Origin of the sequence: Curtobacterium luteum, assembly GCF_001475545.1 — a bacterium.
In the GTDB taxonomy this organism is placed as follows: domain Bacteria; phylum Actinomycetota; class Actinomycetes; order Actinomycetales; family Microbacteriaceae; genus Curtobacterium; species Curtobacterium luteum_A.
The window spans coordinates 22,602-35,716 of the sequence record NZ_LDQC01000037.1 but is presented as its reverse complement, the minus strand read 5'-3'; the positions used below and the strand labels follow the sequence as shown (position 1 = coordinate 35,716).

Here is a 13,115-nt window from a genome sequence, read left to right as displayed (position 1 = left end):
GGTTCTTCCGGTCGAGCGGGCGGGGACACGAGGACGACCCCGCAGGGGTCAGGCTACCGTCCCCGCGTGTCGGGACCATCCGCCCTCGGTATGAGTCTGCGGAGGGGATCAGGAAGGTGCGGGGAACCGCCGTCGTGCGGAAGGAGGGACTCGAACCCTCACGCCGGGGCACAGGAACCTAAATCCTGCGTGTCTACCAATTCCACCACTCCCGCGAGCAGCGGCAGTCTACCGAGCGGGACCGGCGGGCCGGACGCGCGCCGTGCCTCCCGGCCGTCCTGACGCGCGCAGCGCCGTCGACGCCGTCACCGCAACCGGCGGGGGAGGTACCGCGGGACGTAGCGGAGCAGTACGCCCGCCCCCACGAGCCCGAGGACCCCCATGACACCGCTCGCCACCGCGATGGAGGCGACCGCGGTGACCCCGGAGATCACCAGCGGTGCCGCGGCCGACCCGAAGTCGCCGGTGAAGCGCCAGGCTCCGAGGAAGGGCGCGGGGTGGTCGCGGGGGGCGAGGTCGGCGCCGAGTGTCATGAGGATGCCGGACCCGACGCCGTTCGCCAGCGACATGCCGATCGCGATGGCGATGAACCAGCCGACCCGGGTGTCGAGGTGCCCGGACCAGGCGAGCAGGAAGTAGCTGACGCTGAGCCCGAGCATGCACGGGAGGGCGCTCGCGAGGCGTCCCCACCGGTCCATGATCTGCCCGCTCGTGTAGAAGAGCGCGAAGTCGACGGCTCCGGCGATGCCGATGACGAGCGCGGCCGTGGGGTCGTCCAGGCCGACGCTCACGGCCCAGAGGGGGAGGATGACCTGCCGTCCGGCGCGGAGCGCGCCGATCAACCCGGCGCCGCTGCCCAGGCGGAGCAGGACCTTCCGGTGCGTGCGGATGGTGCGGAAGAGGCCGTGGGCCTCGTCCTGCACGAACTGCGCGCCGGTGTCCGTGGGCGGCTCCGTGACGGCCGCCGCGGTCGCGGGGGCAGCCGTGTCCGGCCTGGAGGCCCGGGCCGGCTTCCGGAAGCCGCGTGCGCCCGTCGCCGGGTCGCGGATGACGAGGAGCACCACGGCCGCCAGCAGGCAGCAGGTCACGTGGATCCAGAAGGCGCTCTGTGTCGCGCCGGTGAGGTGGATCACGCCCGCCGAGATGAACGGGCCGACGAAGTAGCCGAAGCGGAACACGCCGCCGAGGCTCGACAGCGCCCGGGCCCGGACGTGGACCGGGATCGCAGTGGTCATGTACGCGTGGCGTGCGAGTGCGAACACCGCGGTCGAGACCCCGACGAGGAACACCCCCACGGCGAGCACCCAGGCGTTCGGGGACCACACGCAGACGAGCAGCCCGACGACCGACACCGCGGCCGCGCCGATCATCGCGTTCCGCTCGCCGATCCGTCCGACGACGACGCCCGACGGCACGTCCCCGATGAGCTCGCCGACGAGGATGAGCGACGCGACGAAGCCCGCGAACGCGAGCCCCGCGCCGAGGGAGTCGGCGGCGATCGGGATGATCGGGATGATCGCCCCCTCGCCGATCGCGAAGAGGGCGGCGGGGAGGAAGCCGGACAGGACGACCGCCCGGAGGTCGAAGGCGGGGGTCTCGGAGGGCATCGTTCGCACAACGCTACGCCGGTGCTTACCCTGGAGGCATGCGAGTACTGGCAGCGATGAGCGGCGGCGTCGACTCGGCGGTCGCGGCGGCACGGGCCGTCGACGCCGGACACGACGTGGTCGGGGTGCACCTGGCCCTCAGCCGGATGCCCGGCACGCTGCGCACCGGCAGTCGGGGGTGCTGCACGATCGAGGACTCGATGGACGCCCAGCGCGCGGCGTCCGTCCTCGGCATCCCGTACTACGTGTGGGACTTCTCGGCGCGGTTCAAGGAGGACGTGGTCGACGACTTCGTGGCCGAGTACCAGGCCGGTCGGACGCCGAACCCGTGCATGCGGTGCAACGAGCGCATCAAGTTCGCGGCGCTGCTCGAGAAGGCACTCGCCCTCGGGTTCGACGCGGTCGCGACCGGGCACTACGCCTCGATCGTCACCGGCGCGGACGGCTCGCGTGAACTCCACCGCGCGGCGGCGTGGGCGAAGGACCAGTCCTACGTACTCGGGGTGCTGACCGCCGAGCAGCTCCAGCACGCGATGTTCCCGCTCGGTGCCACGCCGTCGAAGGACGAGGTCCGGGCCGAGGCCGCCGCGCGCGGGTTGACCGTGGCGCAGAAGCCCGATTCGTACGACATCTGCTTCATCCCGGACGGCGACACCCGCGGCTGGCTGGCCGACCGGGTCGGCACCGCCCCCGGTGACGTCGTCGAGCGCGACGGCACGGTCGTGGGGGAGCACCAGGGCGCGACGGGCTACACGGTCGGGCAGCGGCGCGGCCTGCACCTCGGTCGTCCTGCGCCGGACGGCAAGCCGCGGTTCGTCCTCGAGATCCGTCCGAAGGAGAACACCGTCGTGGTGGGGCCGAAGGAGGCGCTCGACGTGTCCTCGATGTCCGGCGCACGCTTCACGTGGGCGGGGACGGCGCCGGCAGACCCCTCGGTGCCGTTCGCCTGCGACGTGCAGATCCGCGCGCACGCCGACCCGGTGCCCGCGACCGCGCGGGTGTCCGACGGCCGGCTCGTCATCGACGTCGACGAGCCGCTCTCCGGGGTCGCCCCGGGACAGACCGCGGTGGTGTACGTCGGCACGCGGGTGCTCGGGCAGTGCACGATCGACGCGACGGTGTCGGCGGTGCCGGTCGGCGCCTGACCGCGACGGCCCCGGTCGGCCACGACCACGGCGCTCCCGGGGCGGCTGCTCGCTGCGCGTCCGGTCGGTGGTAGCCGGTAGAACTGAGGGCATGAGCGAGAGCACGCCCGACGCCGCGACGCCTGACGACACCACGTTCGAGACCACGGCCCCGTCCGACCTCGACGCCGCGCAGTCCGCGCGTGAGGTCGACCGGCTCCGTGCCCGCATCACCGAGCTCCGGCACGAGTACTACGAGGGCAACGCCTCCACCGCGTCGGACGCCGACTACGACGCGCTGCAGCACCGGCTCGCCGCGATCGAGGAGCTCCACCCCGAGCTCCTCACCGAGGACAGCCCGACGCAGACCGTCGGCGGCCAGGCGCAGACGACGCAGTTCGCGCCGGTCGAGCACGCCGAGCGCATGCTCAGCCTCGACAACGTCTTCAGCCCCGAGGAACTGACGGACTGGGCCACCAAGGTCGAACGCGACGCCGGGGCCGAGCGGGTGCGGTGGCTCACGGAGCTGAAGATCGACGGGCTCGCGATCAACCTCCGGTACGAGGACGGCCGGCTGGTCTCGGCGGCGACGCGCGGTGACGGCGTCGTCGGTGAGGACGTCACCGGCAACGTGCGGACCATGGGCACGATCCCCGAACGGCTCTCCGGCACGGGCCACCCGCCCATCGTCGAGGTCCGTGGCGAGATCTTCTTCCCGGTCGCCGAGTTCGACGAGCTCAACGCGAAGCAGCGCGAGGCGGGCGAGAAGGTCTTCGCCAACCCGCGCAACGCGGCCGCGGGGTCCCTCCGGCAGAAGGAGGAGGGCAAGTCCGAGGCGAAGCGTGCTCTCATGGTCGACCGCCTGCGCCGGCTCCGGATGCTCGTGCACGGCATCGGCGCGTGGCCCGTGCGGGAGCTCGAGCGCTCGACCGAAGCACACTCCCAGTCCGAGGTCTACGAGCTCCTGCAGACGTGGGGCCTGCCGACGAGCTCGCACTACCGGGTCTTCGACACCGTGGACGAGGTCCTCGGGTTCGTCCGGGACTACGGCGACCGCCGAGCATCGGTCGAGCACCAGATCGACGGCATCGTGATCAAGGTCGACGACCTCGCCCTGCACGAGGAACTCGGGTCGACCTCGCGCGCGCCGCGCTGGGCGATCGCCTACAAGTACCCGCCGGAGGAGGTCCACACCAAGCTGCTCGACATCGTGGTCAGCGTCGGGCGCACCGGCCGTGCGACCCCGTTCGCCTCGATGGAGCCGGCCGAGGTCGCCGGGTCCGTCGTCCGTCAGGCGACGCTGCACAACCAGGACGTCGTCAAGGCGAAGGGCGTGCTCATCGGCGACACGGTGGTGCTCCGGAAGGCCGGCGACGTCATCCCCGAGGTGCTCGGCCCGGTCGTGGAGCTCCGCGACGGCTCCGAGCGCGAGTTCGTCATGCCCGCCGCGTGCCCGGAGTGCGCCACGCCCCTCGCCCCCGCGAAGGAGGGCGACAAGGACCTCCGGTGCCCGAACGCGAAGAGCTGTCCCGCGCAGGTCCGCGGTCGGGTGGAGCACATCGCCTCGCGCGGCTCGCTCGACATCGAGGGCCTCGGTGAGGTCGCCGCCGCAGCACTGACCCAGCCGCTGCACCCGGAGACCCCGCCGCTCGTGACCGAAGCGGGGCTGTTCGACCTGACGATGGAGGACATCGTCCCCATCGAGGTGATCGTCCGCGACGCCGAGACCGGCATGCAGAAGACCGACGACGCCGGTGTGCCGAAGCGCGTGACGCCGTTCAGCCGCGCGCGCAAGAAGACCGACCCGCCGTTCGATCCCGATGCCCGCGGCGTGGACTACACGGGCGAGCCGAGCCGGTACCCGTCGAAGAACGCGTTCGAGATGCTCGCGAACATCGACGCCGCGAAGACGAAGGACCTCTGGCGGCAGCTCGTGGCGCTGAACATCCGGCACGTCGGGCCCGTCGCTGCTCGGGCACTCGCCACGCACTTCGGCTCCCTCGAGGCGATCCGTGCGGCGTCCCGCGACGACCTCGCCGCGGTGGACGGCGTCGGCGGGATCATCGCCGACGCACTGCTCGCCTGGTTCGACGTCGACTGGCACCGTGACATCGTCGACCGGTGGACCGCCGCCGGGGTGCGGTTCGCGATCCCCGGGCACCCCGGGCCGGGTGCGGCCGCTGCCGAGGGAGGGGTCCTGACCGGTGTCACGGTCGTCGCCACGGGCACGCTCGAGGGGTACACCCGCGAAGGTGCGCAGGAGGCGATCCTCGCGGCGGGCGGCAAGGCGGCGTCGAGCGTCAGCAAGAAGACCGACTTCGTCGCGGCCGGGCCGGGCGCCGGGTCGAAGCTCACGAAGGCGGAGCAGCTCGGCGTCCGGATCATCGACGCCGAGCAGTTCCGCCTGCTCGTGACCGAGGGACCGGGCGCACTCGGCGACGCCCCGGAGACGCCCGCAGAAGACTGAGACGCACTCAGGAGCACGCCGTACTCGTGTCCGCTCGGAGCGGCACGCCCCTCGGTGCACCCAGTTGGGGGGCCAAGTTGCACCGCGCATGTTCCCAGGCGGGCCGGTTTCCGTAGACTCGAGGGAGCATCACCCGTCGTCTGCAGGGGGACGACGGGACGGCCTTCCCGGGGGAGACCCGATTGCTGCTCATCGCCGCGGCTCTGCTCACCGCCTCGATGCACTCGTTCGGAGTGGTCGAGGCCCCCGCCGCGCCCGCTCCTGCCCCGGTGGCCATCGTGCACACGGCCTCGCGTGTCCTCGAGGACCCCTCAGTGACCCAGACCCGGTCCATCGGGGTGGAGATCGATCCGGCCGCCGTCGCGCACGCGACGGGCATCGAGTTCCTCGACGACCTCGGGTCGATGCCGACGGCGGACCTCCGCCGCGTCGCCGTCGACCCGGCGGTCGTGGACACCGTGCAGGACGATCCGCCCACCGCACGGCAGGTCGCGACGTGGTGGGCGGGCCTCGGCGACGACGAGCACCAGGTGCTGGAGACCCTCGCGCCGCAGGTCGTGGGCAACCTCGAGGGCGTCCCGTACGCCGTCCGGGACCGCGCGAACCGCATCACGCTCACCGCGGCCCTCGCCGACCCCGCGACGCCGTCCGCCGAGACCGCGATGCTCGGCCAGGTCCGCCGCTCGCTCGAGTCCGGCCCCGGTGACCCGCGACGCTCGCTCGTCACACTCGACACCCGTGGGGCCGGACGCGCGGCGATCGCGATCGGTGACCTCGGGACCGCGGCCGACGTCACCGTCGTCGTCCCCGGCATGTTCTTCACCGTCACCGGGCAGATGCGGGACTTCACCGACACCGCGAACGACCTCGCCACGGAGCAGGCGACGCTCGCGCCCCTGGCCGTCCCGGGGCACGGGCACGGCGTGGCCGTCGTGGCGTGGATGGGGTACCGCACGCCGGACCTGTCGAACATCCTGTCGCTCTCCCTCGCGAAGACCGGGGCCGAGCGGCTCGAACGCGCGGTGACCGGGCTGCGGGAGGTCCGCGGCACCGAACAGCCGCGGCTGAACGTCGTGGCGCACTCCTACGGCTCGACGACGGCGCTCATCGCTCTCGCGTCGGGGAGGATGCACGCCGACAGCCTCACCGTGCTCGGGTCACCCGGCAGCTCGGTCCGGACGGCCTCGCAGCTCGCGGTGACCCCCGGCGAGGTGTTCGTCGGCGGTGCGCACAGCGACCCGATCGCCGGGTCCGGGTACTTCGGCACCGACCCCGGATCCGCGTCCTTCGGTTCGACCCTGCTCGACCTCGCCGGGAGCGCGGACGTGAGCACGGCAGGCGACGTGCTCCGCCGACCGTCGGGACACAACGACTACCTCAAGCCCGGTACCGCATCGCTGCACGACGTGGCCCTCATCGCCGTCGGGCGGGGCGACCTGGTGCGCGAGCAGCTCCGACGGGGCGAGGGCACCGGCGGCGGAGGTGTGCCGGGCACGCCCGACATGTACCTCGTGCGTCCGCAGGACATCCAGCAGCGCGACTGACGCGACCGCGACGCCGGACCGGACCACACCGCCGGACCCGACCGCGACGCCCGACGCGACCGGGGCGCGGCTCACCGTGACCCGATCGTGACCCCCGGCCGATCCGCGGTGCTCACGCCGCTCCTCCAGGCCGGATCCGCACCAGCGTCGGCGGGGTGAGCCGCAGGCGGACCAGCCTGAGCGGCAACCTGAGCGACGGTGCAGTCTGCGGTGGTTCCGGGGCAGAACCAACCCAGGCCGTCCACCTACCGTGCTCGCCATGCGTGTGATCCGGTGGCCGGCGGCCCTCCTGACCTTCCTCGGCATGTCCGTGCTCGCGGGGATGCTCGTGACCGTCGCCGTCACGCCCGCCGTGGCGGTCGTCGGCGAGGGTGCGTCCGGGGCAGTCTCGTTCTTCGAGGACCTGCCGGACTACCTCGACATCCAGACGCCGCAGCAGGTCTCCACCGTGTACGCGACGAAGGGCGGCCAGCAGGTCAAGATCGCGTCCTTCTACGCCGAGAACCGCGTCAACGTGACGAGCGCGCAGATGGCCGACTCCCTCAAGGAGGCCGCGATCGACACCGAGGACCCGCGCTTCTACGACGAGGGCGGCATCGACGTCATCGGCACCCTCCGTGGCGCGGCGGCGACCGCGGTCGGCGGCGACGTGCAGGGCGGGTCGAGCATCACGCAGCAGTACGTCAAGAACGTCCTCGTGCAACAGTGCGAGTCGCTCACCGGCAAGGACGCCGCAGCCACGAAGGCGAAGGTCGATGCCTGCTACGCGGACGCTGCCGGTGTGACCCCGCAACGCAAGCTGCAGGAGATGCGCTACGCCATCGCCGTGAACAAGAAGTACTCGAAGGACCAGATCCTCACCGGGTACCTCAACATCGTCGGGCTCGGCGGCCGGGTCTACGGCGCCGAGGCGGGTGCGGAGTACTACTTCGGCGTGCACGCGAAGGACCTCTCCCTCGTGCAGTCCGCGACCCTCGTGGCGATCCTCAACAACCCGTCCAACCTGCGCATCGACCAGCCCTCGGACAAGGCGAACGGCAAGGCGAACGGGTACGCGCTCACGAAGGAGCGTCGCGACTACGTCCTCCGGCGCATGGAGGCTCATCACTCGATCACGAAGGCGCAGATGACCGCGGCCATCGCGACGCCGATCCAGCCGAAGATCACCGCGACGGCGAACGGCTGCTCGACCGCGGCCACCGGCTTCGACGCCGGCTACTTCTGCGACTACGTCCGTGACCAGGTGCTGCAGGATCCGGCGTTCGGCGCGACCGCGGCGGAGCGGATCAACACCCTGGACACCAAGGGGCTCCAGATCCACACCTCGCTCGACCTCGACCTGCAGGCGCAGGGGCAGGCGGCCCTGTCGAGCTACGTCCCGTCGACGATGGCCGGGGTCGACGTCGGCGGCTCGAACGTCACGGTGGAGCCGGGGACCGGACGCATCCTCTCGATGGTCCAGAACACCGCCTACACGCAGGGCGACAGCAGCGCGCCGGGGACGACCGCGGTGAACTACAGCGCGGACACGGCGTACGGCAACTCCGGCGGGTTCCAGACCGGTTCGACGTTCAAGGTGTTCACGCTCGCGGAGTGGCTCGCCACCGGGCACACCCTGAGCGACTCGGTCAGCACCACCGAGCACTCGTACCCGACCTCCGAGTTCACGAACTCCTGCGCGAACATCGCCGGGCCGAACTGGAACGTCGCGAACGCCGAGGCGGTCCCTGCCTCGATGAGCGTCCAGGCCGCGACCAGCGAGTCGATCAACACCGCGTTCGCCGCGATGGGCAAGCAGCTCGACCTGTGCGCCATCGCGAACCTCGCGCAGAAGATGGGCATCCACCTGGCGAACGGCGGGAAGATCAGCTCGGTCCCGTCGATGATCCTCGGCACGAACAACCTGTCGCCGATCGACCTCGCCGAGGCGTACGCGGGCTTCGCGAACGACGGCATCGTGTGCACCCCGACCGCGATCGACTCCGTGACCGAGGCCGACGGCACGAAGATCACCCCCACGAAGTCGTCCTGCACCCAGGGCGTCGACCCGTCCGTCGCGGGCACGGTCGACTACGCGCTGCAGGGCGTGCTCAAGGGCAACGGCACGGCTGCCACCGCGAACCCGAACGACGGGGTGCCGAAGTTCGCGAAGACCGGGACGACCGACAGCGACGTGCAGAACTGGCTCGTCGCGTCGACGACGAAGTACACGAACGCGACGTGGATCGGGAACGTGCAGGGGAACGTCGGGCTCGCGAACACGCCGTTCCTGCAGGGCACGACCGGGTACAGCGCGAAGTTCGGGGTCGGCAAGCAGATGATGACCTACCTCGACGGGCACTACGGTGGCGATGCGCTGCCGACGCCGGACCCGTCGATGATCGGGCACGCCTCGTCGTCGTCGTCGTCGTCCTCGTCTTCGTCTTCGTCTTCGTCGTCGTCTTCGTCTTCTTCGGCGGGGTCGCAGTCGGGCGACGGGTCGGGTCCGCTCGCGAACCCGGGGGGCCAGGCGACGAGCGGGACGCAGCAGCAGCCGGGGCAGCAGCAGACCGGCGCGCCGGCGGCGCCCGCCGGGAAGGCCGGGAAGACCGGCGGGACGAGCAAGGGTGGCGCGTCCGGGAAGTGACGGTCGGGCGGCGCGGGTCGGCCCCGCCTCGCCGGGCCGCGTTGCGTGACTCCTGCTGCACCAGCAGAGCAGTGGGCCGTCCTGCACCGGTGATGCACCCGGTCGTCCCGTCCACAGCGTCGTGCCCTGGCAGCGGGCGGCTCCGGCGTCAGCAATAGACTGGTGCGCATCCCACGAACGCAATCGACGGAGCACCATGCCTGACATCACGAGCGAGCAGGTCGCCCACCTGGCGAGCCTCGCGCGTATCGCACTCACGCCCGACGAGATCGAGAAGATGACCGGAGAGCTCGCGCACATCGTCGAGAGCGTCGCCCGGGTCACCGAGGTCGCGACGCCCGACGTCCCGGCGACGAGCCACCCGGTCCCGCTCGAGAACGTCACCCGCCCGGACGAGGTCGGCACGACCCTCACGCAGGAGCAGGCGCTCTCCGGGGCACCAGACTCCGACGGTGAGCGGTTCCGCGTCACCGCCATCCTCGGCGAAGAGCAGTAAGGGGCCACGATCGTGACCGAGATCACCAAGCTGAGCGCCGCCGCGCTCGCCGATGCGCTCGTCGCCCGCGACGTCTCGAGCGTCGAGGCCACGCAGGCGCACCTCGACCGCATCGCGGCCGTCGACGGAGACGTGCACGCCTTCCTCCACCTCAACGAGAACGCCCTCGCCGTCGCGAAGTCGGTGGACTCCCGCCGCGCCGCCGGCGACGAACTCGGGGCTCTCGCCGGCGTCCCGGTGGCCGTGAAGGACGTCCTGTGCACGCAGGACATGCCGACGACCTCCGGCTCGAAGATCCTCGAGGGCTGGCGGCCCCCGTACGACGCCACCCCGGTCGCGAAGCTGCGCGCCGCCGGCCTCGTGCCGATCGGCAAGACCAACATGGACGAGTTCGCCATGGGGTCGACCACGCAGTTCTCGGCCTACGGCCCGACCCACAACCCGTGGGACCTCGACCGCGTCCCCGGCGGCTCGGGCGGAGGGTCGGCCGCTGCGGTCGCCGCGTACGAGGCGCCCTTCGCGCTCGGCTCGGACACCGGAGGCTCGATCCGGCAGCCCGGTGCCTTCACCGGCACCGTCGGCGTGAAGCCCACCTACGGCGGTGTGAGCCGGTACGGTGCGATCGCCCTCGCGTCGTCGCTCGACCAGATCGGTCCGGTGTCGCGGACGGTGCTCGACGCCGCGCTGCTGCACGACGTCATCGGCGGGCACGACCCGCGCGACTCGACCTCGATCCCGGGGGACTGGCCCTCGATGGCCGACGCCGCCCGTGCCGGACTGCAGGCCGACACGCTCCGCGGCCTCAGGGTCGGTGTGGTCAAGGAGCTCGTCGGTGGCGAGGGCTTCCAGGCCGGCGTCACGCAACGCTTCCAGGAGACCGTCGCGCTCCTCGAGTCGGCCGGTGCCGAGGTCGTCGAGATCGACGCCCCCTCGTTCGCCTACGCGATCAGCGCGTACTACCTGATCCTCCCGGCCGAGGCGTCGTCCAACCTCGCGAAGTTCGACTCCGTGCGGTTCGGTCTCCGCGTCACGCCCGAGAACGGTGCGACGGTCGAGGACGTCATGGCCGCCACGCGCGAGGCCGGCTTCGGCCCCGAGGTCAAGCGACGCATCATCCTCGGCACGTACGCGCTGAGTGCCGGCTACTACGACGCGTACTACGGCTCCGCGCAGAAGGTCCGCACGCTCGTGCAGCGCGACTTCGCGGCCGCGTTCGACCAGGTCGACCTGCTCCTCAGCCCGTCGGCGCCGACCACGGCACTGCCGTTCGGCGACCGCATGGACGACCCGCTGGCGATGTACCTCAACGACCTGACCACGATCCCGGCGAACCTCGCGGGTGTGCCCGGCATGAGCATCCCCAACGGCCTCGCACCGGAGGACTCGCTGCCGACCGGTGTCCAGCTCATGGCGCCGCAGCGCGAGGACGCCCGGCTCTACCGCTACGGCGCCGCACTCGAGCGTCTGCTCGAGCAGCAGTGGGGCGCCCCGCTCATCGACCGAATCCCCGACCTGGACGCCTCCCAGCAGTCGGCAGCGCAGGAAGGCGTGATCTGATGGCGCAGAAGGAAGCCCTGATGGACTTCGACGAGGCACTCGAACGCTACGAGCCGGTGCTCGGGTTCGAGGTGCACGTCGAGCTCGGCACGAAGACCAAGATGTTCTCCGACGCGCCGAACTTCTTCGGCGGCGAGCCGAACACCAACGTGACGCCGGTGGACCTCGGGCTGCCCGGGTCGCTGCCGGTCGTGAACGAGCAGGCCGTCCGGTACTCGATCAGCCTCGGGCTCGCGCTCGGGTGCTCGATCGCCGAGTCGTCGCGGTTCGCGCGGAAGAACTACTTCTACCCGGACAACCCGAAGAACTACCAGATCTCGCAGTACGACGAGCCGATCGCGTACGAGGGCGAGGTCGAGGTCGAGCTGGCGGACGGCACGATCTTCCAGGTGCCGATCGAGCGCGCCCACATGGAAGAGGACGCCGGGAAGCTCACGCACGTCGGCGGTGCGACCGGACGCATCCAGGGCGCCGAGTACTCGCTCGTCGACTACAACCGAGCGGGTGTCCCGCTCGTCGAGATCGTGACCAAGCCGATCTTCGGGGCCGAGCACCGCGCACCGGAGCTCGGTGCCGCGTACGTGCAGGTCATCCGTGACCTCGTCCGTGCGCTCGGGGTCTCCGAGGCCCGCATGGAACGCGGCAACCTCCGCTGTGACGCGAACATCTCGCTGCGCCCGCGCGGGCAGGAGAAGCTCGGGACCCGTACCGAGACGAAGAACGTCAACTCGTTCCGCTCGGTCGAGCGCGCCATCCGGTACGAGATCCAGCGACAGGCGGCGATCCTCGCTGCCGGTGGCACGATCACGCAGGAGACCCGCCACTGGCACGAGGACACCGGCCGCACCTCGGCCGGCCGTCCGAAGTCGGACGCCGACGACTACCGCTACTTCCCGGAGCCCGACCTCCTGCCCGTCGTGCCCGAGCCCGCGCTCGTCGAGGAACTGCGTGCCGCGCTGCCGGAGGCCCCGGTCGCGCGTCGTCGTCGGCTCAAGGGCGAGTGGGGCTTCGCGGACCTCGAGTTCCAGGACGTCGTCAACGGCGGGCTCCTCGACGAGGTCGAGGGCACGGTCGCTGCCGGGGCCGCGCCGCAGGCCGCACGCAAGTGGTGGACGGGCGAGATCACCCGCGTCGCGAACGCCCAGGACGCAACCGCCGGCGACCTGGTCTCGCCCCGCCACGTCGCCGAGCTCATCGCGCTCGTCGAGTCCGGCGACCTCACCGACCGCCTGGCACGTCAGGTGCTCGAGGGCGTCATCGCCGGCGAGGGGTCGCCGGCGCAGGTCGTGGAGTCACGCGGTCTGAAGGTCGTCTCGGATGACTCCGCGCTCACGGCTGCGGTCGATCAGGCACTGGCTGCGCAGCCGGACGTCCTCGCGAAGATCAAGGACGGCAAGGTCCAGGCCGCCGGCGCGATCATCGGCGCGGTCATGAAGGCCATGCAGGGTCAGGCCGACGCCGCCCGCGTCCGCGAACTCGTGCTCGAGCGCGCGCAGCAGGGCTGACGACCAAGCGCCGAACCCCGCGCGACGAACCCGGCGGAACCAGGTTCCGGACACAGCACCGTGGTCCTCCACGGTGCTGTGTCCGTTCCACGGTGTCGTGTCGATCCGGTGTCGTGCCGACGTCGACACCGACGACTGCGACGCGATGGGCGACGCAACCTGGGGATGCGTCAGCGACCCGGTGACAGG

The 13,115-nt window shown here is 71.5% G+C and carries 8 protein-coding genes and 1 tRNA gene; 7 read left to right on the top strand and 2 right to left on the bottom strand.

Annotated features, from left to right (window positions below; all coding sequences use genetic code 11):
• Positions 1-135 precede the first annotated feature (135 nt).
• Together NS184_RS06710 and NS184_RS06705 are read right to left on the bottom strand one after the other, a co-directional pair.
• Positions 136-215: transfer RNA gene (locus tag NS184_RS06710), tRNA-Leu, on the bottom strand.
• Positions 216-305: 90 nt separating this feature from the next.
• The gene (locus NS184_RS06705) at positions 306-1,607 is read right to left on the bottom strand and encodes an MFS transporter (RefSeq protein WP_058725357.1); all 1,302 of its coding nucleotides are present in this window, start codon (positions 1,605-1,607) and stop codon (positions 306-308) included.
• Between the two features lie 38 nt (positions 1,608-1,645).
• Here NS184_RS06705 and mnmA point away from each other — a divergent pair, with 38 nt between their 5' ends.
• The 7 genes from mnmA to gatB all read left to right on the top strand — a co-directional run bounded on the left by mnmA (position 1,646) and on the right by gatB (position 12,926).
• Complete coding sequence (gene mnmA / locus NS184_RS06700) at positions 1,646-2,752, top strand: tRNA 2-thiouridine(34) synthase MnmA (protein WP_083513514.1); 1,107 nt, start codon at positions 1,646-1,648, stop codon at positions 2,750-2,752.
• 91 nt (positions 2,753-2,843) lie between these two features.
• Positions 2,844-5,198, top strand: coding sequence for an NAD-dependent DNA ligase LigA (ligA, locus tag NS184_RS06695; RefSeq protein WP_058725355.1), 2,355 nt, complete (start codon positions 2,844-2,846; stop codon positions 5,196-5,198).
• 182 nt (positions 5,199-5,380) lie between these two features.
• Positions 5,381-6,742 carry an alpha/beta hydrolase gene (locus NS184_RS06690; protein WP_058725354.1) on the top strand — a complete coding sequence of 454 codons (1,362 nt, stop codon included), beginning with the start codon at positions 5,381-5,383 and terminating at the stop codon, positions 6,740-6,742.
• Between the two features lie 259 nt (positions 6,743-7,001).
• Positions 7,002-9,368 carry a transglycosylase domain-containing protein gene (locus NS184_RS06685; protein ID WP_083513513.1) on the top strand — a complete coding sequence of 789 codons (2,367 nt, stop codon included), beginning with the start codon at positions 7,002-7,004 and terminating at the stop codon, positions 9,366-9,368.
• Positions 9,369-9,564: 196 nt separating this feature from the next.
• Positions 9,565-9,864 carry an Asp-tRNA(Asn)/Glu-tRNA(Gln) amidotransferase subunit GatC gene (gene gatC / locus NS184_RS06680; protein WP_058725353.1) on the top strand — a complete coding sequence of 100 codons (300 nt, stop codon included), beginning with the start codon at positions 9,565-9,567 and terminating at the stop codon, positions 9,862-9,864.
• A gap of 12 nt (positions 9,865-9,876) precedes the next feature.
• Entirely contained in the window at positions 9,877-11,421 is a 1,545-nt protein-coding gene (gene gatA, locus NS184_RS06675; RefSeq protein ID WP_058725352.1) for an Asp-tRNA(Asn)/Glu-tRNA(Gln) amidotransferase subunit GatA, read from the top strand.
• A complete protein-coding gene (gene gatB, locus NS184_RS06670) occupies positions 11,421-12,926 on the top strand; it encodes an Asp-tRNA(Asn)/Glu-tRNA(Gln) amidotransferase subunit GatB (RefSeq protein ID WP_058725351.1) in 1,506 nt (501 codons plus the stop codon). Before gatA ends, gatB begins: the two co-directional genes overlap by 1 nt.
• The last annotated feature ends 189 nt before the right edge of the window (positions 12,927-13,115 follow it).